General features: G+C 41.0%; 17 protein-coding genes and 2 tRNA genes. 7 read left to right on the top strand and 12 right to left on the bottom strand.

Annotation, left to right across the window (positions count from 1 at the left end; all coding sequences use genetic code 11):
- Positions 1–4: 4 nt before the first annotated feature.
- The 5 genes from ACNEUN_RS04635 to ACNEUN_RS04615 all read right to left on the bottom strand — a co-directional run bounded on the left by ACNEUN_RS04635 (position 5) and on the right by ACNEUN_RS04615 (position 4100).
- Positions 5–75: transfer RNA gene (locus ACNEUN_RS04635), tRNA-Gln, on the bottom strand.
- Positions 76–205: 130 nt separating this feature from the next.
- Entirely contained in the window at positions 206–1228 is a 1023-nt protein-coding gene (locus tag ACNEUN_RS04630; protein ID WP_427877568.1) for a ribose-phosphate diphosphokinase, read from the bottom strand.
- A gap of 97 nt (positions 1229–1325) precedes the next feature.
- Positions 1326–2150: a nicotinate-nucleotide adenylyltransferase gene (nadD, locus tag ACNEUN_RS04625; RefSeq protein WP_463631283.1), complete on the bottom strand. Its 825-nt coding sequence runs from the start codon at positions 2148–2150 to the stop codon at positions 1326–1328.
- Positions 2140–2634, bottom strand: a complete 495-nt coding sequence (locus tag ACNEUN_RS04620; RefSeq protein WP_427877572.1) for a phosphoribosylglycinamide synthetase — start codon at positions 2632–2634, stop codon at positions 2140–2142. Before ACNEUN_RS04620 ends, nadD begins: the two co-directional genes overlap by 11 nt.
- Positions 2635–2744: 110 nt before the next feature.
- On the bottom strand, positions 2745–4100 hold the full coding sequence (locus ACNEUN_RS04615; protein ID WP_463631155.1) for a glutamate-5-semialdehyde dehydrogenase: 1356 nt from the start codon (positions 4098–4100) through the stop codon (positions 2745–2747).
- A 179-nt stretch (positions 4101–4279) separates the two neighbouring features.
- Between ACNEUN_RS04615 and thrC the strand changes: the two genes are divergently transcribed.
- Positions 4280–5800 (top strand): threonine synthase, encoded by a 1521-nt coding sequence (gene thrC, locus ACNEUN_RS04610; RefSeq protein WP_463631153.1) that lies wholly within the window; start codon positions 4280–4282, stop codon positions 5798–5800.
- Positions 5801–5866: 66 nt separating this feature from the next.
- On the opposite strand, the gene ACNEUN_RS04605 is transcribed toward thrC, so the two are convergent.
- The 7 genes from ACNEUN_RS04605 to ACNEUN_RS04575 form a co-directional block, all read right to left on the bottom strand.
- Positions 5867–6535: a regulatory protein RecX gene (locus ACNEUN_RS04605; protein WP_427877226.1), complete on the bottom strand. Its 669-nt coding sequence runs from the start codon at positions 6533–6535 to the stop codon at positions 5867–5869.
- Positions 6536–6585: 50 nt separating this feature from the next.
- A complete protein-coding gene (recA, locus tag ACNEUN_RS04600; protein ID WP_427877228.1) occupies positions 6586–7713 on the bottom strand; it encodes a recombinase RecA in 1128 nt (375 codons plus the stop codon).
- Positions 7714–7910: 197 nt separating this feature from the next.
- The gene (locus ACNEUN_RS04595) at positions 7911–8144 is read right to left on the bottom strand and encodes a DUF3046 domain-containing protein (protein ID WP_463631151.1); all 234 of its coding nucleotides are present in this window, start codon (positions 8142–8144) and stop codon (positions 7911–7913) included.
- A gap of 12 nt (positions 8145–8156) precedes the next feature.
- Positions 8157–8828, bottom strand: coding sequence for a CinA family protein (locus ACNEUN_RS04590; RefSeq protein WP_463631149.1), 672 nt, complete (start codon positions 8826–8828; stop codon positions 8157–8159).
- A 44-nt stretch (positions 8829–8872) separates the two neighbouring features.
- Positions 8873–9601: a CDP-diacylglycerol--glycerol-3-phosphate 3-phosphatidyltransferase gene (gene pgsA, locus ACNEUN_RS04585; protein WP_463631148.1), complete on the bottom strand. Its 729-nt coding sequence runs from the start codon at positions 9599–9601 to the stop codon at positions 8873–8875.
- A gap of 134 nt (positions 9602–9735) precedes the next feature.
- Entirely contained in the window at positions 9736–12450 is a 2715-nt protein-coding gene (locus tag ACNEUN_RS04580) for an FtsK/SpoIIIE family DNA translocase (RefSeq protein WP_463631147.1), read from the bottom strand.
- A gap of 150 nt (positions 12451–12600) precedes the next feature.
- Positions 12601–12676, bottom strand: a tRNA-His gene (locus ACNEUN_RS04575).
- Between the two features lie 140 nt (positions 12677–12816).
- Here ACNEUN_RS04575 and purT point away from each other — a divergent pair.
- The 6 genes from purT to purD all read left to right on the top strand — a co-directional run bounded on the left by purT (position 12817) and on the right by purD (position 22956).
- Positions 12817–14160, top strand: a complete 1344-nt coding sequence (gene purT, locus ACNEUN_RS04570; protein WP_463631146.1) for a formate-dependent phosphoribosylglycinamide formyltransferase — start codon at positions 12817–12819, stop codon at positions 14158–14160.
- 173 nt (positions 14161–14333) lie between these two features.
- Entirely contained in the window at positions 14334–15113 is a 780-nt protein-coding gene (gene purC / locus ACNEUN_RS04565) for a phosphoribosylaminoimidazolesuccinocarboxamide synthase (RefSeq protein WP_463631144.1), read from the top strand.
- A gap of 169 nt (positions 15114–15282) precedes the next feature.
- Complete coding sequence (locus ACNEUN_RS04560) at positions 15283–19026, top strand: phosphoribosylformylglycinamidine synthase (RefSeq protein ID WP_463631142.1); 3744 nt, start codon at positions 15283–15285, stop codon at positions 19024–19026.
- A 48-nt stretch (positions 19027–19074) separates the two neighbouring features.
- Positions 19075–20553 (top strand): amidophosphoribosyltransferase, encoded by a 1479-nt coding sequence (purF, locus tag ACNEUN_RS04555; protein WP_463631140.1) that lies wholly within the window; start codon positions 19075–19077, stop codon positions 20551–20553.
- 46 nt (positions 20554–20599) lie between these two features.
- The gene (gene purM / locus ACNEUN_RS04550) at positions 20600–21634 is read left to right on the top strand and encodes a phosphoribosylformylglycinamidine cyclo-ligase (RefSeq protein ID WP_463631138.1); all 1035 of its coding nucleotides are present in this window, start codon (positions 20600–20602) and stop codon (positions 21632–21634) included.
- Positions 21635–21684: 50 nt separating this feature from the next.
- The gene (purD, locus tag ACNEUN_RS04545) at positions 21685–22956 is read left to right on the top strand and encodes a phosphoribosylamine--glycine ligase (protein WP_463631137.1); all 1272 of its coding nucleotides are present in this window, start codon (positions 21685–21687) and stop codon (positions 22954–22956) included.
- Positions 22957–23041: the final 85 nt, after the last annotated feature.

Raw genomic sequence — 23041 nt, 5'->3', positions numbered from 1 at the left:
TAAGCTCCCTCACCTGGATTCGAACCAAGACAAAGGGTTCCAAAGACCCGTGTGCTGCCATTACACCATGAGGGAACGGCGGAAAAAACCGCCAAGTCACTATTATGCCACATCAGCTGACTTCGTCAAATTTGGCGTGGCGCAAATCTGCTCAACTAAGCAATTTTCACCCCGCGAAACCAACTAATCAAAGCAAAATCAGCGTTTACGCAAATAGGAAGCCTTGACCGTGATGTTCCGGATAAGTGTCGAAAAGCTTTGCAACTGAACCGTCTTCAAACACAGCTTTAATAGCACTTGCCAAAAGTGGAGCAATAGAAAGAACAGTCAAACCATCCCAACGCTTTTCTTCTGGAATTGGCACAGTATCAGTCAAAACCACTTCGCGAGCGCCGCAAGACTTTAAGCGTTCAACTGCAGGCCCTGAAAGCACACCGTGAGTTGCAACTACCGTAACAGACTTAGCTCCAGCCTCTTTTAACACATTGCAAGCTCCAGCAATAGTTCCTGCAGTGTCAATCAAATCATCGACCATCACACAGTCGCGTCCAGCAACGTCACCAACTACGCGGTTAGAAACAGCTTTATTAGGGCAAGTAATATCGCGAGTCTTGTGCACAAAAGCCAAAGGACCGCCGCCTAAACGCTGCGCCCACTGTTCTGCCACTCGAATACGACCAGCATCCGGAGAGACAACAGTTACGTTTGCAAGATCGTCACTAAAACGATCGCGCACATAATCAACCAAAACTGGCATAGCAATTAAGTGATCAACTGGACCGTCAAAAAAGCCTTGCGACTGTGCAGCATGCAAGTCAACGCTCATAATACGGTCTGCACCAGCAGTTTTTAGTAGATCAAACATCAAACGGCAAGAAATAGGCTCGCGACCACGATGCTTTTTATCTTGACGAGAATAACCTAAAAGCGGGCATACCGCTGTAATTGAACGAGCAGATGCGCGCTTCAAAGCGTCAATCATAATCAACTGTTCCATAATGGACTTGTTGACAGGGTCACTGTGGCTTTGTAGCACAAAAACATCTGTACCACGTACCGACTGTGTGTAGCGCACATACATTTCACCGTTAGCAAAATCGTATGCGGTTGTTTCAAGCACTTCGATACCGAGCTGATCTGCTACATCACGAGCAAGTTTCGGATGAGTACGACCAGTGACGAGAACAAGGTTTTTATCTGGCTTTCCTTCAAGGACGATGTTCACCATATCTCCAAACGCTAATTCGCTTATAATTCGCGAAATGAACGTTTTCAATACTAGCTATTTGCGCAGACTTGCGGCGACAAGCCGAAAAAATCAATAATTACGCGCGATACAAACCGTGCTTAACAATGTACTGAACTACTCCATCTGGAACTAAATACCAAACAGGCTCGCCACGTTCTGCACGATGACGAACATCTGTAGAAGATATAGCCAACGCTGGTATTTCTAAAATATCTACAGGCAAATGCTGTTCATCACAATTAGCAATGTCATCTAAGTTAGCAACCGAATTTTCGTTCAAATGCGGCTCTCGAGTAATAATAGACGAATTTGATTCAGCTAATTTTTCTGGCCTAGAGTAGCCCGGACGAGTTACTGCCACAAAACGCGCTAAATTCCACATTTCTCGCGCATTCTTCCACTGCATAATTTCTGCAACAGCGTCAGCACCTGTAATGAAGAAAAGTTCAGCATCCGGATGCTGTGAGTGAATATCTTTCAAAGTATCAATAGTGTAAGTTACTCCCGGGCGGTCGATATCTACTCTAGAAACAGTAAATTTCGGATTAGATGCTGTAGCAATAACCGTCATAAGATAACGGTCTTCAGCATTAGTAACTTTTTTATCAAGCTTAAAAACTGGCCTACCTGTTGGCACGAAAATAACTTCGTCCAAATCGTATACCCAAGCAACTTCCGAAGCTGCTACCAAGTGACCATTATGAATAGGATCAAAAGTGCCACCCATAATCCCAATGCGTTGCTTTTCATGCACATTTCCTCGTGCAGAAGTACGTTTGCGCTTTACTGTTGCTACAGCAGGAGGAGCAGCTTCTTTACCGCTTAAAGATCCTTGAAATAAATCAGACATTCTGCGTTCTTCTGCATTTTTTTGCATACTTGATTTTTGCTCAGGATGCATCACTTTCAGCCTTATCTTCTGCCTGAGTTTCATCAACTAAACTTACAGCATCATTTGCACTATCTGGATTAATATTACCTATTTCCTCATCCCATTCGTCTTGAACAACTCGCCTAATTTCAGCGAAAGTAGGAAGAGGGAAATCAGATTGATAAGTACTTCTTATTTCTGCAACGCACTCTGTTATTTTTACAAGCATATTCGCCATATCGTCTACTTCAGCAGCACGCTCAAGATCAGAAAATGATGCTATATACTCTTCCATTTTCTCTACATAGCTACGAACTTTCTCCAACTGTTCGTCAGCTGGCAGAATCACATCATTTTCGTCTCCATCAGGCCATCCCATTAACACTGCGTCAGCGTATTCCAAAGATGAGCGCTGAGAAGCTGAAGCAATACCATCTTCTATTTGAACTAAGAACACGTATCGCACAATCGAAAGTCGCTCTGCTGCAACGTTAAGAACTTCAAGCGCAGTCATAGTTTCTGCTTGGTTAGTAGCTTTCGAAATGTTCGCAGTTTTATCTGACACATTCACATCATTCTGAGACATATTCTTACCTTACCGCCATGTGACTATTAAAACCAGCATTAAGAGCGTATTTGGCCTTCACCGTAACCAATCCACTTTGTTGTAGTCATTTCTTGCAAACCCATTGGACCTCTTGCGTGAAGTTTCTGCGTGGAAATACCAAGCTCGGCTCCAAAACCAAATTCTCCACCATCTGTAAAACGTGTTGAAGCATTTACCATCACCACAGCAGAATCTACGTTTGATATAAAATGCTGAATTGTTGAGTAATCTTCAGCAATAATCGTTTCCGTGTGACCAGTGGAATATTTTGCTATATGATTTGCAGCATCATCCACATTTTCTACTACTTTTATTCCCATATTTAGCGACAAATACTCGCGTTTCCAATCTTCGTCAGTTGCGTGCTCAAGTTGTAATCCTTGAATATTAGCAGCTTGTAAAATTTCGTAAGATTTATCGTCTGCGTGTAAAATTACGTTATGTTCAGCTAAAGCAGCAGCGATTTTCGGTAAAAATTCTTGCGCAACATCTCTATGCACTAGCAACTTTTCTGCAGCGTTGCACACGCCTACTCGCTGCGTTTTTGCGTTAATAACAATCGGAATTGCTTTTGTAATATCCGCACTTTTATCAACATAAATGTGTACGTTACCTGCGCCAGTTTCTATAACAGGAACAGTTGATTCCTTAACAACTGCAGCAATAAGATTTGCACTTCCACGAGGAACAAGAACGTCAATATGACCGTGTGCATGCATCATTGCTGTAGCGCCGGCTCTTCCTAAATCGTCAACTGACTGTATTAATTCTGGATTAAAATTCTCCTCACTAAGAGCAGCCTGTATAGCATTAATACTTGCTTTATTAGTATTTTCAGCAGCACTTCCGCCGCGTAAAATCGCAGCATTTCCTGATTTAATACACAAAGCTGCTACATCAATAGTTACGTTCGGTCTAGCTTCGTAAATCATTCCCATAACACCCATTGGTACTCGAACTTGCGAAAGTTTAATTCCATTAGGAAGAGTGTACCCACGAACTACTTGACCTACAGGATCTTGCAATTGAGCAATTTTTCTAACACTTTTTGCTGAAGCTTTGATTCGCTCTTCATCAAATTTAAGCCTATCTAACTTTCCAGCGTCCATTCCATTATTTTGTGCTTCCTGAATATCTTTTTTATTAGCTTTTGCAATATTTTCAGCTTCTGCTTCTAAAGTGTCCGCTATTTTTTCAAGCATTTTATTCTTTTTTTGCGTATCAGCATGCGCAAAAACTCGTTGTGCAACGCGAGCTAAATCGGCTCTTTTACAAACAACTGCATCAATATTTAATTCTGCGGATTGTGAGGATTGTGAGGATTGTGAGGATTGTGAGGATTCTACTTTTCTAGTATCCATTTGAGTGCCCATTTCGAATTGTCCCCTTGTTCATAGCCGAAGAGCTTGCTTTACTCGCGATTTACCGTTGATAAAAGATTAGCACACTAAAGTTCGCCCAGCTCATCAGGTAACATTAGTACGTAAAGCTTATTCTTTTAAAGAATACGCATAAGTATGCGCGTACAGCAATACAATAAGCGGAGGAATTCATGGAATCTTTGAATAATGCTGTTTTTCACAGCACTCGTTCAAACGCGCACTCATTTAGTGCAAAACAAGCAATCCGTAAGGGTATTGCTGAAGATGGCGGATTATTTGTAACTGATACTTTGGGAGATAAGCGATATGATCTAGCAAATCTTCCTGGAAAATCTTATCAAGACATTGCGCGCGACATTTTAGGCATACTACTTCCAGATTTTACTTCCGACGAACTTAACGATTGCGTAAAAAATGCTTACGGATCTCAATGGTCTGATTCTTCTATCACTCCTCTTAAGCAGCTTGGGAATACTAAGGATTTTGTTCTGGAACTTTTCCACGGACCGACTTGCGCGTTTAAAGACGTTGCTTTGCAAATTTTGCCACAGTTTATGTCTCGCACTCAGGAGAATAAATTAGAAAACAACAATGAGAACGTTATGATTCTCACTGCTACTTCTGGAGATACTGGTAAAGCTGCTTTAGAAGGTTTCGCTGACGTTCCTGGTACTTCTATGATTACTTTCTACCCAGAAGGTAAAGTAAGTCGCGTTCAAGAGTTGCAGATGACTACACAAAATGGCAGCAATGTGCGAGTTTGTGCAGTTCGCGGCAATTTTGATGATGCTCAAACTGGCGTTAAGAAGATTTTTACTAAAACTGATCTTAATGATGATTTACGTAATTCTTCTCACACTTCGTTATCTTCCGCAAATTCTATTAATATTGGTAGGCTCGTACCGCAAGTTGTGTACTATTTTGCAGCTTATAAGCAGCTTGTAGATTCTGGAAACATACAGCTTGGTGACGAAGTTGAGTTTTGTGTTCCTACAGGCAATTTTGGTGATATTCTTGCTGGATATTATGCAAAAATGCTTGGTCTTCCTGTGAAGCATCTTATTGTTGCAAGCAATAGTAACAATGTTTTGTTTGATTTTTTGGTAAGTGGAACTTATAACCGTCAGCGCCCGTTCTATCATACTGTGGCTCCTTCTATGGATATTTTGGTTTCCTCTAATTTGGAACGCATGCTTTATTACATGTGCGATAAGGATACGCGTTTAATCCAAATGCTTATGAACGATTTGGCTCAGTGGGGCGCTTTTGAGATTCCGGAAAACGTTCTTGCTAAAATACGTGCGCTTTTTGGCTGCGGCTGGGCTAACGAAGATCAGATCCGTTCTGCTATTTACGATTGCTGGAATGAGCATAAGTACGTGATTGATCCTCATACGGCTTGTGGATATTTTGTTATGCAACATATGCCTCACGATGGCAATGTGCCACGAGTGCTTTTAAGCACTGCAAGCCCATATAAATTCCCTCGTGTGGTAAATGAAGCTTTGAATATTGACGTGAATAATATGGATGATTTCCAATGCATGGATGCTCTTAGTAAAGCAACAGGCACAAAAGCTCCAAGCATGCTTAGAAATCTTGAGAATAAATCTCCACGTTTTAATGATGTTATTAATGTTGAAGATATGCCTGAATATGTGTTAACTCAAGCGCATAATTTCGCAAGATAATCATAAGCCATAAGTTTTTAAGTGAAAGAGGCTGGTTTACTTTCTATAAGCCAGCCTCTTTTACTATTATTCGTTATTACTCTCAAATAAAGCTGCATACACTTCGTTAATAACGTTTAAATCATGGCCTTTTCTGGCAGCTGCTGCAAAAAATCTTCGTCTTCTAACTAAAGGCTCAAGATTTTTTGTACGCTGAGCAGTTTTGCGGCCAAGCTCCCAAGCTGCTTCAGTGAATACTCCAGAGTTTTGAGCAGAAGCTACGTTTTGTGAAATAGCAGCAGGATCAACATTTTTACGCTGCAATTCCATTCGAGTAGCTCTAGCACCAAGAAGCCTCGCTGCGCAGGAGCGAATCACCATTTGAGCATACTGATTGTCATCAAGAAGATGCAATTCAAGCAAACGATTAATAACCGCATCAATAGCAACTTCCGTGTAACCTTTTTCACTAAGCCTCTTTCGCATGTCCATAACAGAACGAGGAGCATAATCTAAAAGCCTTAAAGCTGCTTCCCTGCAATCATCTTCACTACTATTGCAAATCTCATCGCTTAAATCATTTACTTTAGCGCTTTTTACATACGGCATGTTTTTTGTATTATTTTCTGCGCTTAAAAGTACTGACTTATTCGACAATTCTTCGCAAGTATGTAGCGTTGCACTATTACTTTCGTTATCTTCTCCAGTATGCGCTACTGGATGATTACGAAGAAAATTCTCGACACTAATTACCATGATTTTTTCGCTTCTGCTATTAATCAAATAACTAATGTTTTATTTTCCTACTACTCTTCTGGCTCTGAAACATCATTTTTGCTTTCAACTTCAACATCATCATGGTTTTCGTCTTCAGCAAACTGATCTTCACTATGCATAAGACCTAATGCGGCTTTTACTTTCTCACTAATTTCTTCAGTGATAGCAGGATTATCCTTCAGGAACTTACGAACGTTCTCACGACCCTGACCGAGTTGTTCGCCTTCGTAAGTAAACCAAGATCCAGATTTTTTAATAACATCAGCCTGCAAACCCATATCAATAACTGAACCTTCAGTAGAGATACCTTCACCATACAAAACATCAAACTCAGCAGTTTTAAAAGGCGGAGCCATTTTATTCTTAACAATCTTCACTTTAGTTCTGTTACCAACTGCTTCTTCACCATTTTTAATAGTAGAAACCCTTCGAATATCCATACGAACCGACGCATAGAATTTCAAAGCTTTTCCGCCAGTAGTAGTTTCTGGATTTCCGAAGAATACTCCAATTTTTTCACGAAGCTGATTAATAAAAATTGCTGTTGTTCCAGCTTGAGAAAGAGCACCTGTCATCTTGCGTAATGCCTGACTCATTAAACGAGCTTGCAAACCAACGTGACTGTCTCCCATATCTCCGTCAATTTCTGCTTTTGGAACTAAAGCTGCAACAGAATCAACAACAATAACATCTAATGCGCCAGAACGAATAAGCATATCTGCAATTTCTAGCGCCTGCTCACCATTATCTGGTTGCGAAACAATAAGAGAATCAGTGTCCACGCCCAATTTGCGCGCGTAAACAGGATCTAGTGCGTGCTCTGCATCAATAAACGCAGCAACGCCACCTTTTCGTTGAGCATTGGCCACAATATGCAATGCCAATGTTGTTTTACCAGAAGATTCAGGACCATACACTTCAACAATACGACCACGAGGTACGCCCCCAATACCAAGTGCCATATCAAGAGCTAGCGAACCAGTAGGAATTACTTCTACATCTTGCATTGGTCTATCACCCAATCGCATTGCAGAACCTTTACCATACTGACGCTCAACATTAGCTAACGCTGTTTCCAACGCAGCTTGACGGCGTGGATCTGTTTTATCGGCATCAATAAGTCGATCCACTGCCACTTTAGATTTGGCTTGCACCATGTTGCTACTCCTTTCGCATGCCGTTATGTATCACATGACATTAATCTGATACAAGATGCCCATGCAAGCGTTTTATAGCATTGTGGATACAGGGTCTAAAAACCTTGGTATTCCGCGATATTACACGCTGCAGAAGCCCAGCAATTATCAGTATACACCACGTGCGAACATTTGTTCGATGGTGTGTTGTGTGTAGTTCAGCGCGCTGGCATCGGCGGAGCATTATGATCTTTACCCCACCGTTTACTATCCGGAATACTCATATGATCACATAAAACATTCCAAACAACTCGAGGTTCCACGCCAGCTTCTAAAGCTTCATACACGTTCATACCATCGAGCTTCTGCAATCCCTGATCGCGCGCAATACTGCGACCAAATTCCCTACCGAAAACTTCCTCAAGAAGTTCCCAAAATTCACGCTCTTTCAAAACAGCCCCTGATTATTCAGACAAATTTGCACTAATATTTTTTGATTCATTCAATTCCACAATTGCAGTATATGCAATCGTAATAATCGTATTAACTGTAGAAACTCTAACTTGACTACGACTCCCATTAAATCGCAGTTCAAAAGCAGAACACAACGCTCCACTCTTGTAATCTAAATACACATTTTTAACGCAAGGAATATTAGATACAGATTTAACAAAATCGTTACGATTAAAAGTATCTACTAAAACTTTAGGAACATACATTCCTACATACACTAAACCTGCTGGTTTAGATCCATCTGGTCCAGGTCCTGCAACTCCCGTAGTAGATAAGCCTATTACAGGGAACGATTCTTCCTGCAATTCAAGTGGAATTTTCTTTTCCGACTCGTACTGCCAGCCACTGCCGCGATAAATTTTTGCAGTTCCACTTGCCATCTGCATTGCTACTTGCGGATGGACAGCACCTTCGCTTTTTAATAACTCAAAATCCACGCCAAGCAACTTCGCTTTAGCATGAATATCATACGTTACAGCAGAACCTAATAGCACTTTAGAAGCGCCTGGAATGCTCACAAAAGCATCCGCAAGCAATCCTCCAGTTAAAGACTCCGCTAAAGCAATATGCCACCCACAGTTTGCACACTTATTTAACAAACAAGCGGCCTTAGTGGATGGCATATTCACAAGAATTACTCACTATTCTTAAAATACTGGCTATTATTTCACTCACTATGATTTGTAGTAACAATCCTACGAGGAGAAGCCGGCTTATCTTCTAACTGTTCTGAATCAGAATTAGTAGACGAAACTTTAGAACGTGCAGTATTCTTTTTAAAGAAAGCTTCATACACGTAAATAGCTGCAGAATACAATGCAAGTCCCAAAGAAATACCGAGCAAACCGTAGGCAACTGCGTAGTAGGAAACAACCCAGTTTGGCAATTCAGCATCTGCACTTCTTATGCAAATAATCAAAACCGGCAAAATAATCATGCCTAAAGCAATAGCCTGAGTCAAAGTCTTATACTTTCCTGCAGAAGATGCCGCAATTACCTTACCGTTTTTGTGAACAACGTAGAAGCGAATAATAGTAATAGCAACTTCTCGCAAAACGAACAGAAGTGAAATCCACCAAGTAATCTCTTCAAAAACAGCGGCAATAATCAAAGCACCAAGCATAAGAAGCTTGTCTGCAATAGGATCAAGTAATTTGCCAAGTTCAGTAACCTGATGGTATTTACGAGCCATCCATCCATCAAGCTTATCTGTTGCTGCTGCAACAACAAAAACTACAAACGCAGCCCAACGCACACCAACAGATTTTTCACCCAAAGGACCTGCATACAAGTACAATCCAATGAACAATATTGAAAGAACAATACGAGCATACGTCACAATATTAGGAGCGCAATCCCAACCATCAAACAGTGACGATTTACCTTTTTTCTTCATACGCATACCTTCATTCTATCTCAAACTCAAAACTTCTATACACGCGCAAACTTTGAGCAGGTAAGTAGAAAATACTTAATTTTATAATTAAATACCATTAATTTGTTAGCTAAAACTCAATATAAAAAGAGAAATTATATAGAGTCTGACTCACCTCTAATAAATGCCAAAACTTTTGGCAAATCTTCCGGCTGAACCAAAACTTCGCGAGCTTTAGAACCTTCAGAAGGTCCAACAACTCCTCGAGATTCAAGCAAATCCATCAATCGACCTGCTTTTGCAAATCCAACGCGCAACTTTCGCTGAAGCATTGAAGTAGAACCAAACTGCGAACCGACAACAAGCTCTGCAGCCTGAAGCAACTCATCCATATCGTCGCCAATATCGCTAGTTTTAAGCTTGCTTTGAGCTTGAGCATCCGCTTTTTGTGCCATTTGTTCAATATCTTCACGATACTTCGGCTTGCGCTGAGTGCGAACATACTCCACAGCCTTACGAATTTCAGATTCACTAACCCACGATCCCTGCACACGCTGAGGTTTTGCAGCACCCATTGGAAGGAACAAAGCGTCACCTTGACCAATCAAAGTTTCCGCTCCAACAGTATCGAGAATAACCCTTGAATCAGTTGCAGAAGAAGTAGCAAAAGCCAATCGAGAAGGAATATTCGCTTTAATCAAACCTGTTACAACGTCAACAGACGGACGCTGAGTAGCAAGAACCAAATGCACACCTGCAGCTCGAGCAAGCTGAGTAATACGCTGAATAGAACTTTCAACATCGTTCTTAGCAACCATCATCAAATCAGCCATCTCGTCTACAACCACAAGCAAATACGGATATGGAGCAACTTTTCTTTCAGAACCGGCCGGCGCATGAACTTTTCCTTCACGAACAGCCTTGTTGAAATCTTTAACGTGACGGAAACCAAAGAATTGCAAGTCGTCGTAGCGAGCATCCATTTCTTTAACAACCCACTCAAGAGCCTGCGCAGCCTTTTTAGGATCAGTAATAATCGGCGTAAGCAAATGCGGAATACCAGCGTACGCAGAAAGCTCCACACGCTTAGGATCTACCATAATCATTCGAACCTGCTCAGGAGTTGCCCTCATAATAATCGAAGTAAGCATTGAGTTAATAAAACTCGACTTACCAGATCCAGTAGCACCAGCAACAAGCAAATGCGGCATTTTATCGAGAGCAGCCGTTACGAAATGACCCTCAACATCTTTTCCAACGCCTGTAAGCATAGGATTAGGATCATTCATAGCTTTTTGCGAGCGCAGAACGTCTCCCAAATGCACAATTTCGCGATCGACGTTTGGAATTTCAATACCAATAGCAGATTTTCCTGGAATTGGCGACAAAATACGAACATCCGTACTAGCTACAGCGTATGCAATATTTTTTTGCAAATTGGTGACTTTTTCGACCTTTACACCAGGACCAAGCTCAACCTCGTATTGTGTAACAGATGGGCCTCTAAGGAATCCAATAACGTGGGCATCAACGTCAAATTGCTCAAAAGTAGAAGTTAATGCGCGAATAACGTTGTCGTTTGCTGGAGTTCTCGCAACATGTGGCTTTCCATGAACTAATAGGTTCAAATCTGGAAGATGATAAGGCTCAATATTGGAATCAACTTCAGAAATCGGCGAAACTTCAGATGATACTTGCTCGTTTTGTGACTCTTGCGAAGTTCTATACTGATCCATACGCTCAGCCGGTACTTGAGACCAAGGGTCTACTGCTGAAGAAGAAGTGCTCATAGGCGCTTTAGGCATGACATCAATAGACATTGGAACAGAAGATGCGGTTCTAGCAATAGGATCTCCAGAACGCACAGAACGACCAGTTTGTTTAGAATTATTAGGATTATTAGAATCTTCAGGTTCTGTATTTTCGTAACTACTACTTACAGTTCTTGGCTCAGCAAAACCAGATCCTTCATGCTGCTCATTTGTCTCACCGTGAATGGCAGCAGCATGAGAAAACGCATCGTCACCGGCATACTCATCTAATAATTCTTTACTATTTTCCTTCTTCTTACTAGAAAACAGCGATGCGAATATGCCTTGCACAAATCCAGAAACACCCTTATAAGATTTCTTAGCACTCACATCCTCAGCATCTTCATCGTTATGCTCAGGAACGCCTTCAGCGAACTCTATAGAAGTGTCATCTTTACTGTCAGTCGTATTATTTTGATCTTCATTTTCAGCGTTCTTATTCTTATCACGAAGCTTAGTTACAAAAGAGCCGATCATATGAGAAATGTCAGTAACGTGCAAACGCAGTATAAGAAGAATAGAAAATAGCGCAACAAGAACAAATATAGCTAGCGCAAATATGCGAGACAATCCCCAAGATAAAGGAGAGCCTAGTGAAAAACCAAGCAATCCTCCTGCTTTACGAATTAAATCAAAATCAAAACCGTGATGCTTTGGCGTAGCAACAACGTCAAGAATGGAACAAACGGACCAAAGAAGTAGTATAAAACCACTAATTACACGAGGATTACCAGATCCGGCTCCACTATTTCGCATAAGTCGTACAGCCACCGCACATAACCAGATAGGTAAAACTATGCTCATTAAACCAAGAAGACTTGAAGCAAACAAGTGCAAGCTTAAACCAATAAATCCGCTTACTCTAAACCATTCGGAAGCACAAAATAGCAGTGCTAGAACAAGCATTGTAAAGCAAAGTCCATCGCGCCTATACGCCTCATCGTACTCACCTACACCAAAAAGTGAACGCACGAGTTTACCTAGCGTTCTAGGCACAAGCAGCAACGCTGATTCCCAAAATGGTTCGCGAGGCTCACGAGATGACTCCTTACCTGCCATTAGAAGCTCCTTCTATGCAACTTATGCAAAATAAAATATAAGCACAAAACTTACGTCTACATTACTAACTTAATAAGTCTACTCTTATGCGCGAGGATATTCACAAATAGTAGTAAAAAAAAAACGGCCAAAACAGCCGTAAAAAAGAAGTGGGGTGGCTAACGCGGCTTGAACGCGCGACCTTCTGAACCACAATCAGATGCTCTACCAACTGAGCTATAGCCACCATGTGCATAAGACCTTAACGGAATCACACAACAGAGGAATACTATACACGATTTTCTTGATTTACGCTAGCACAACACACTTCGGCGCGTCGTGATTAATGGATTTTGACTAGACAATAGGAAATGTAACAATATACATATGAGTTTTTCTGAGCAAAATAATCGCATTTTTGGCGTAACTGAAAACATCAGTAACACAACCGCACTTCTACTTGGTTCAGGTGAGCTTGGTAAAGAAATTGCGATTGAACTAATGCGATTAGGTGTGCGAGTATGCGCAGCAGATAGTTACGAAAACGCTCCAGCTATGCAAATTGCGCACGAAAGTCGCGTAATAGACATGGCAGATCCCGAATTATTAAAAAATCTAATCGAAGAAATTCAACCAAATATAATAATTCCAGAAGTGGAAGCAATTTCAACAAAAGTATTATCTTACGCGGCAAAAGAACTAAATATACAAGTTGTTCCAAGCTCCGACATTGCATCCATCGCAATGGATCGCGAACGACTTCGAACTATTTCTCACGAAGATTTAGGTCTTCCTACCACACCGTACCGTTTTGCTTCTTCTTATGAAGAACTTGAAACTGGCGCTAAAGAAGTAAACTATCCTTGCGTAGTAAAACCAGTTATGAGCTCTTCTGGACACGGACAATCGATAGTTTATAGCCCAGAAAATTTACTTGCAGCATGGAATGAAGCACAGCACGGAAGACGTGCAGCAAAAGGTCACGAAAATGAGTGCTCTCGAGTAATAGTTGAAGCTTTAGCTCCGCTTGATTATGAGCTTACTGTACTAACTATTAGCTCTTCTGCAGGTGTTACTACTTGCGAACCTATAGCCCAACGCCAGCAGGATGGAGACTATAGGGAATCATGGCAGCCTGCGAATATTCCAGAATCTATTCGCACACAAGCTAAGAATATTGCAAAGCGTGCTGTAGAAGGTTTAACTGATATTGCACGAAAAGCAGGAGAAACTGGTTGGGGTGTTTATGGTGTTGAACTATTTGTACTAAAAGATGGATCGCTACTATTTAACGAACTTTCTCCGCGACCTCACGATACTGGTATGGTAACTATGATTTCGCAGCATTACAGCGAGTTTGCACTACACGTACTGGCTATTTTAGGCGTACCAATTACTGAAAATTACACTGAGCTTTCGCTAAAAAGTAATGAATTTGCAGCAAGTCACGCAATAGTTATCGAGGGAAATGGTGCAGTAGGCTTCACAAATATAGAAAACGCACTATGCACAGAAAATTGTACAGACAATTGTACAGACAATTGCGCAGAGAGCCATGAAGAAAACTCAAAAGAAAACTTCAGACTTAATCTAAGAATTTTTAGCAAACCAGAAGTACACGGACACAGAAGAATGGCAGTAGCGCTAGCAACTGGATCTACTTCTAGTAAAGCTAGAGAAAACGCGACACGCATTGCTTTAACACTAAAAACTACACAAACAAATGCTTAGATACATTGAAAATTAAGGCATATGAGTTAAAAGCAACAATAATTTACAGTACGCGCTAAAGGAAAATTTGTAGGTAACAATTGTTAGTCTGAACGTGCTGGCCAAGGTCAGGTAAACCTACAAATATTGTTGGTTTACGCCTACAACTATGGATGCATAAGAGAGGCAAGTCAATGGAAAAACTTGACAAGTTGTATGAAGGCAAAGCGAAGAAACTGTATGCTACCGATGATGCAAATGTGCTTTGGGTAGAATACATGAATCAGGCCACTGCTGGTAACGGCCTTAAGAAGGCTCAGATAGCCGGAAAAGGCAGCCTAAATAACCGAATCACTTCCCTACTATTCCATCTACTAGAGGCTCGTGGCGTAAAAAGTCACTTCCTCGGACGTATTTCTGACACCGAACAGCTAGTAAAACGTATGCGCATGTTCCCACTGGAAATCATTATGCGCAATACTGCTGCCGGCTCATTTGCTAAGCGCTACGCAGTTAAAGAAGGCACACCATTAAAGAAGCCTCTACTTGAGTTCTGCGTTAAATCTGACGAACTTGGCGATCCTTTTATTAATCCTGAAGGTGTTGTGGCTTTAGGATTAGCAACAGATGAAGAAATGGCGGAAATAACCCGACAGGCTCATGCTGTAAACAATGCTCTTCTTGACATATTCTCCAAGATCGACGTGCAACTCGTTGATTTTAAGATTGAAGAAGGCGTAGACGCTGAAGGAAATATTCTGCTTGCTGACGAAATAACACCAGATACTTGCAGACTTTGGGATAAGCGCAATGCTGAAGCAGGCGTAAGTCACTTAGATAAAGATCTTTTCCGACGCGATTTAGGCGACATTATTCCTGCTTACGAAGAAATTCATAAAAGACTCGAAGCACTCGCAAACAGCGAAGGTTTAGACGTTACTGTGCGTAAACCTGAAGAGTGCGTAAAAGATTAATGTTTTTGTGGCTCGTGCTAAAAATGCACGAGCCACACGCATTATAAGAGACGCAAAATAAACAAACTTAGCAGATTAAAAATTAAAACTTAAAAATAAATAAAAATAAAATAGCTTATAACTTAAACATCGCAACGAACCATTTATCAACCAATAAGGCAGGTTTCTCGTGGTATTTCGCGTATATGTGGAAAAGCGAACTGGTTTTGACGTAGAAGCACAACATCTTCTACATGATTTAAAAGAGAATCTCGGAATGGATGCGCTAAATTCAGTGCGCATTATAAACCGTTACGACGTTGAAGGTATAAGTGAAGATTTATTCAACACAGCGGTTAAAACAGTTTTAAGTGAACCTCCTGTTGACAACACTTATGATTATCTTCCAATTAACACAAACGAAAAAGTTTTTGCAATAGAATTTTTGCCAGGACAATTTGACCAAAGAGCAGAATCTGCAAGCGAATGCATTCAGCTTATTAGCCAAGGCGAGCGCCCACGAGTAAGAAGTGCGAAGGTTATTGCACTAAAAGGCAATCTTGATAATAACAGTATTGAAAAAATAAAGCATTATATTATTAACCCTGTTGAAGCTCGTGAAGCATCTCTCGACACTGTAGAAACTTTACAAACAGAATCAGTAGTGCCAGCTGACGTTGAGATATTAAATGGTTTTATTAATTTAGACGATGCTGAATTGCAAAAGTTTATTTGCAAACGCGGCTTAGCTATGGATTTTGCTGATATTAAATTCTGCCAGCAATACTTCCAAAAAGAGCAGCGCGATCCTACTATTACGGAAATACGCGTTATAGACACGTACTGGTCTGATCACTGCCGTCACACTACTTTCGGTACAGAACTTACGAATATTACTATTGATGACAGTGCTGTAGAAGAAGCTTTTAACAAGTATCTTTCTTTAAGAAAAGAATTACATCGCGAAAATAAACCTATTTGCCTTATGGACATGGCAACTATAGGTGCTAAGTATTTGAAATCGCAAGGAATTCTTAAAAACTTAGATGAGTCTGAAGAAATTAATGCTTGCACTGTAAAAGTTAAAGTAGACGTAAACGGTCACGACGAAGATTGGCTATTCTTATTCAAAAACGAGACACACAATCATCCTACAGAAATTGAACCTTTCGGTGGAGCTGCAACTTGCATAGGAGGATGCATTAGAGATCCTCTTTCAGGTAGATCTTACGTTTACCAGGCTATGCGAGTTACGGGAGCTGCAGATCCAAGAACTCCCGTAAACGAAACGCTTGAAGGTAAGCTTCCGCAGCGAAAAATAGTAACTTCTGCTGCTGCAGGATACTCTTCTTACGGAAATCAAATTGGTTTAGCAACTGGCGAAGTGCATGAACTTTACCATCCTGGATATGTTGCTAAAAGAATGGAAGTTGGAGCAGTTGTAGCTGCTACCCCAGCAGATCACGTGCGTAGAGAAACTCCAACTCCTGGAGATGTTATTATTCTTCTCGGCGGTCGCACTGGACGCGACGGTATTGGAGGAGCTACTGGAGCTTCTAAAGCTCAAGATACAGAAAGTATCGAAGAGTGCGGCGCAGAAGTTCAAAAAGGTAACGCACCTATTGAGCGTAAACTGCAACGACTTTTCCGCAGAAAAGACGCTTGCAAGCTTATTAAGCGTTGTAATGATTTTGGTGCTGGCGGAGTTTCTGTTGCAACAGGAGAAATCGCAGACGGCCTAGTAATAAACCTCGATAAAGTATCAAAAAAGTATGAGGGTCTTGACGGAACAGAACTTGCAATTTCTGAATCTCAAGAACGCATGGCCGTTGACATTGCTGCAGAAGATGCAGATACTTTCTTATCGTACGCACGTGAAGAAAATCTTGAAGCAGAGATTATTGCTACTGTTACAGAAGAAGCTCGCATGCGCATGACTTGGCGAGGAAGCACTATTGTTGATTTAAGTAGAGATTTCCTAGCATCTAACGGAGCTGCAAAACAGCAAGCCTTGCATGTGGAAAATAGCGAAAACTATTCCATGCCTTGGCTTTGCGGAGAAGAAAAATCTCTAAACGCTAGAATGATCAAACTAGTAAGCGATATTAATATTGCTTCAAATAAAGGTTTGTCAGAAAGATTCGACTCTACGATTGGAGCAGCAACTGTTCTTATGCCTTTTGGCGGCAGACGTCAGCTTACTCCTGCTCAAGCTATGGTAGCTAAATTCCCAGTTTTTGGTAAAACTCACACTGCTTCAGCAATGGCTTGGGGTTTCAATCCGTATCTTATGGAAAAGAATCAGTTTACTGGTGCTTATGTTGCTGTTGTGGAATCTTTAGCAAAGATTGTTGCCAGCGGCTTTACTAGAGAACGAGCTTACTTAAGTTTGCAAGAGTATTTTGGAAAACCAAAAGATGTTCCTGAACGTTGGGGTAAGCCTACTGCAGCTGTTCTTGGAGCTTTAAGTGCACAAATTGATTTCGGTGTTGGCGCAATAGGCGGCAAGGATTCTATGAGTGGAAGTTTCGAAAATCTCGATGTTCCACCAACTTTGATTTCATTCGCAGTTTCTACTGGCGATGCTCGACTTGCAGTTTCTCCTGAATTTAAGGGATCCGATCATAAGATAGTTAGAATTTCGCCTAAATATAAGGAAGACGGAATAACTCCTGAAAAAGAAAGTTTCCTGAAAGTTCTTGAAATTGTAGAAAATATTACTAAAAACAAGCAAGCTTTAGCTATATCAACTCCAGGTTATGGAGCAGGAGCAGAAAGCTTGTTTAAGATGACTCTCGGCAATCATATTGGAATTAACTTGTGCAATACTTTTGCCGATGAAGAACTATTTAAACCTTCTTACGGTAGTTTCTACATTGAGCTTGAAAATAATACGCAATTAGATGAATCTGATGATTGCGTTGATATTTCCACAGTAGGCGAAACAAGTAAATACTATGTGCTTACTTCCGCAACTGGAGAGAGTATTGATTTAGCTGAAATCCAAGAAGTTTGGGAAAGAGGCTTAGAAAGCATATTCCCTTACAGAGAGAAGGGCGAAGTTGTACAAACTTTGTCTTATAACAAAGAAAATTCAGCATCAACTACTAAACATTCACATACGCAACTTTCTCACCCTCGAGTAATTATTCCAGTATTCCCAGGAAATAATTGTGAGTATGATACGCAAGCTGCATTTGAAAAAGCTGGCGCAGACGCTCACACGCTCATCATTAATAATTTGAATGCTAAGAATATTGCTGAATCAACTAAACAATTAGTTGATGAAATTAAAAGAAGTCAAATTGTTATGATTCCTGGCGGCTTCTCTGGCGGTGACGAACCTGACGGTTCTGCAAAGTTTATTACAGCATTCTTTAGAAATCCTGAAGTTACTGAAGCTGTAAGAGATTTGCTAAACAATCGCGACGGCTTAATGTTAGGCATTTGCAACGGTTTCCAAGCGCTTATTAAGTTAGGACTTGTACCGTTTGGAGATATTGTGCCAATTGACGAGAACTGCCCAACTCTTACTTACAATACGATTGGTCGCCATCAAAGCCGTATTGTTAGAACAAGAATTGCTTCAAACAGTTCACCATGGTTAGCAAATACTAAAGTTGGAGATATTCACACTGTGGCTATTTCTCACGGCGAAGGTCGTTTTATTGCTAAACCTGAAGTATTAGAAAATATGATCAAAAATGGCCAAATTGCCACTCAGTATGTTGATAGCAATGGAGTTCCAAGCATGGATTTGAAAGTAAATCCAAACGGCTCGATTATGGCTGTTGAAGGAATTACCAGCCCTGACGGAAGAGTGCTAGGAAAAATGGGACATTGTGAACGATCCGGCTGCGATTTGTACAAAAATATTCCAGATTTTACTTCGCAACCACTGTTTGCTGCTGGTGTCGAATATTTCACTGCCTGATTTTTATACTAAAATTTTATTGATAGATAACTAGAGATAAGGGGTTGTATGTCTGCGGAACTTGAAGACATCCACGAAGAATGCGGCGTTTTTGGCGTGTGGGGACATTCAGACGCTGCACGACTTACGTATTTTGGTTTGCATGCTTTACAGCATCGCGGCCAAGAGGGTGCCGGAATTGTTTCTAACGATAACGGAACACTTCACGGTTACAGAGGACTAGGATTACTCACACAAGTTTTTAGTAACGAAAAAGTAATGGATCGTCTTACTGGAAACCGTGCAATTGGTCACGTTAGATACGCTACTGCAGGTTCTGGAAGCGTAGAAAACATACAACCATTCCTATTTAGATTCCACGATGGTGACGTAGCTCTAGCACACAATGGAAACCTAACTAATTGCACTACTCTTCGCAACAAACTAGAAGACGAGGGAGCAATTTTCCATTCAAATTCAGATACTGAAATACTTATGCATCTTATCCGACGCTCATCTCAACCAACCTTTATGGATAAGCTGAAAGAGTCTTTGCATATTGTTCACGGTGGTTTTGCTTATCTTCTTCTAACTCAAGACGCGCTTATTGGTGCTACAGACCCTAACGGTTTCCGCCCACTTTCTTTAGGAAGGATGAGCAATGGAGCGTACGTTCTTGCTTCAGAAACTTGCGCTCTAGATATCGTAAGTGCTGAATTTATAAGAGATATTGAGCCTGGAGAAATTATAGTAATAAACGACAATGGTTACACTATTGAACGTTACACTGATAAAATACAGCACGCAGTATGTTCTATGGAGTTTATTTACTTCGCTAGACCAGACTCTAATATTTACGGCATAAATGTTCATTTTGCAAGAAAACGTATGGGTGCTCGTTTAGCTAAAGAGTCTCCAGTTGACGCAGATATGGTAATTGGCGTACCAAATTCTTCCTTATCTGCAGCTTCCGGATATGCTGAAGAAAGTGGCATACCGAACGAAATGGGATTAATTAAAAATCAGTACGTTGCTCGCACTTTTATACAACCAACTCAAGCACTAAGAGAGCAGGGAGTTCGTATGAAACTTTCAGCAGTGCGAGGAGTTGTTGAAGGTAAACGAGTTATTGTTATTGACGATTCTATTGTGCGTGGCACTACTTCTCGCCGAATAGTTCGTCTTCTGCGAGAAGCTGGAGCTAAGGAAGTTCACGTACGCATATCTTCTCCACAATTAAAATACCCGTGCTTCTACGGTATTGATATTCAAACCACTAAAGAGCTTATAGCAGCAAAACATTCTGTTGAAGAAATTCGCGAATATATCGAAGCTGACTCTTTAGCTTTTCTATCTTTAGATGGTTTGATTGAGTCAATTGGTTTACACAAACCTGCTCCATATGGCGGTTTGTGTGTTGCTTATTTTAATGGCGACTACCCTACTGCTTTAGACGATTACAGAGAAGAGTTTCTTGCCTCACTAAGTGAAGAGGAACGGAAACACATTCAAGAAATTTCTAAGCATAGTAAATATATTACGGAATAATTTAAGGCAGCAAAAATACTTTAGTAAAGCGCAGAAAGGAAACGATATGCCACACGCATACGATGAAGCTGGAGTTAGCGTAGAAGCAGGTTACGAAGTAGTTAGACGCATAAAATCGCATGTTAAACGCACTGATCGCCCTGGTGTTGTAGGTGGCATTGGCGGATTCGGCGGATTATTCGATTTAGCATCTCTTGGATATAAAGAACCAGTTCTAATTTCTGGAACGGATGGTGTTGGAACCAAGCTTATTATTGCAAAAATGATGAATAAGCATGACACTATTGGCATTGATTGCGTTGCTATGTGCGTAAACGACATTGCAGCTCAAGGTGCTGAACCGCTTTTCTTCCTCGATTACATTGCGTGCGGAAAAAACAATCCTGAAATACTTGAAAAAGTAGTTTCAGGCGTTGCAGACGGTTGCGTACAGTCAGAAGCAGGTTTAATTGGTGGTGAAACTGCTGAAATGCCTGGAATGTACGACGAAGATGAGTACGATCTTGCAGGTTTTGCAGTAGGCGTTGCAGAACGTTCGAATATTGTTGACGGCTCCACTATTACAGCCGGAGACGTGCTTATAGGACTTCCTTCTTCAGGAGTTCATTCAAACGGATTCTCTCTTGTTCGCAAAGCCCTGTTTGAAGAAGCAGGTTTTAGCGTAGATACGAAGTTGGATGAGCTTAATGGCAAGACACTTGGAGAAGTTCTTCTTGAACCTACTCGAATCTACGTAAAAGCTTTGAAGCCACTTTTTGCTGAGCATCTTATTAAGGGAGTTGCTCATATTACAGGCGGCGGATTTATTGAAAATGTTCCACGCATGTACGCTGACGATTTGGCTGCAAAAATTGATACCACTAGCTGGAGCGTTCCACCTATTTTTGGCGTTATTGAAAAAGCCGGAAACGTTGCTCACGCTGAAATGTTCAACGTTTTTAATATGGGCATTGGCATGGTTTTGGCAGTTGACGGAAGCAAAGCAAACGACACAATGCGAATATTAAACGAGCATAACGAAACCGCTTATATTATTGGCAAAATGACTAAGCGCGAAAACGCTGCAGTTGAGTTGTTGTAAGTAACACAAAACAGTAGACAGCAAAATCTTAAAGCAATAAAGGATTAAAGATGAAAGTTTTAGTAGTTGGTTCTGGCGCTCGCGAACACGCTATTGCACGCTCTCTGCTTAATGGAGAAAGCGTTGATGAAGTAACTGTTGCTCCTGGAAATCCTGGTATTGCAGCAGATGGCATTCAAACTGCAAATATAAGTCAATCAGATCATGAAGCTCTTATTAACTTCGTAAAAGAGCACAACTACGACTTTGCGTTCATTGGTCCTGAAGTTCCGCTTATGAATGGCATTGTTGACGATTTTGAAGCGCATGGAATTGCCGCTTTTGGCCCAAACAAAGCTGCGGCTCAAATTGAAGGCTCTAAAGATTTCGCAAAAAAGCTTATGGCTCGTCACAACGTTCCAACTGCCGCTTATCGCACTTTTGATTCTTTAGAACCGGCACGCGCATACGTTCTTGAACACGGCGCTCCAATTGTTATTAAAGCGGACGGTTTAGCTGCAGGAAAAGGCGTTACTGTTGCTATGGATGAGCAAACAGCAGTTGATGCTTTGGAGGATATTTTCGTCGATCATCGTTTTGGTCAAGCCGGAGCAAAAGTTGTTATTGAAGAATTTTTGCAAGGACAAGAGTTTTCACTTATGAGTTTCGTAAGCGGAACTGATTTTTGGGTTATGCCTATTTCTCAAGATCACAAGCGCGCTTACGACGGCGACAAAGGACCAAATACTGGCGGCATGGGAGCTTATAGCCCTGTGCCACAAATTAGCGACGAAACAGTTCAGCGTGCTATCGAAGAAATTGTTCGTCCAACTGTTGAAGGATTAGCTAAAGAGGGTACGCCTTTTACCGGTGTGCTTTATGCTGGCTTAATTGATACAGCAACAGGTCCTAAAGTTATTGAGTTTAATGCTCGTTTTGGAGACCCAGAAACAGAAGTTGTACTTCCTCGCCTCACTTCAGATTTTGGTGCAGCTATATGGAATATTTTGCAGCATAAGAATCCAACTTTTACTTGGAAAAATAGCGGTGTTACGCTCGGTGTGATCATTGCTAGCGAAGGCTACCCTGGCACTTTAGTTACTGGAACTCCTCTTCCTCAAATTCCTGTTGACGAAAATAAAGGTCAGCACGTGTATTATGCAGGAGTAAAAAGCGATGACGAAAGCGGAAAACTTCTTACTTCTTCAGGCAGAGTATCTCTTGTACAAGTGCATGGAAACGACGTAAAAGACGCTCAAAACAACGTTTATAGCATATTAGATAATCTTAATCTTCCGCACATGTTCTTTAGGCACGATATCGCATCTAAAGCTTTGCAGTAGACTAAATTATTTATCTACTCTTATTCATCTTTATATACTCGTTTGGCCTGCAATAAAAATATTGTTGCAGGCCAAAACTAAATTC

The organism is Gardnerella sp. C0684A1 (genome assembly GCF_055326835.1).
This window is presented reverse-complemented; position numbering and strand designations above follow the sequence as displayed.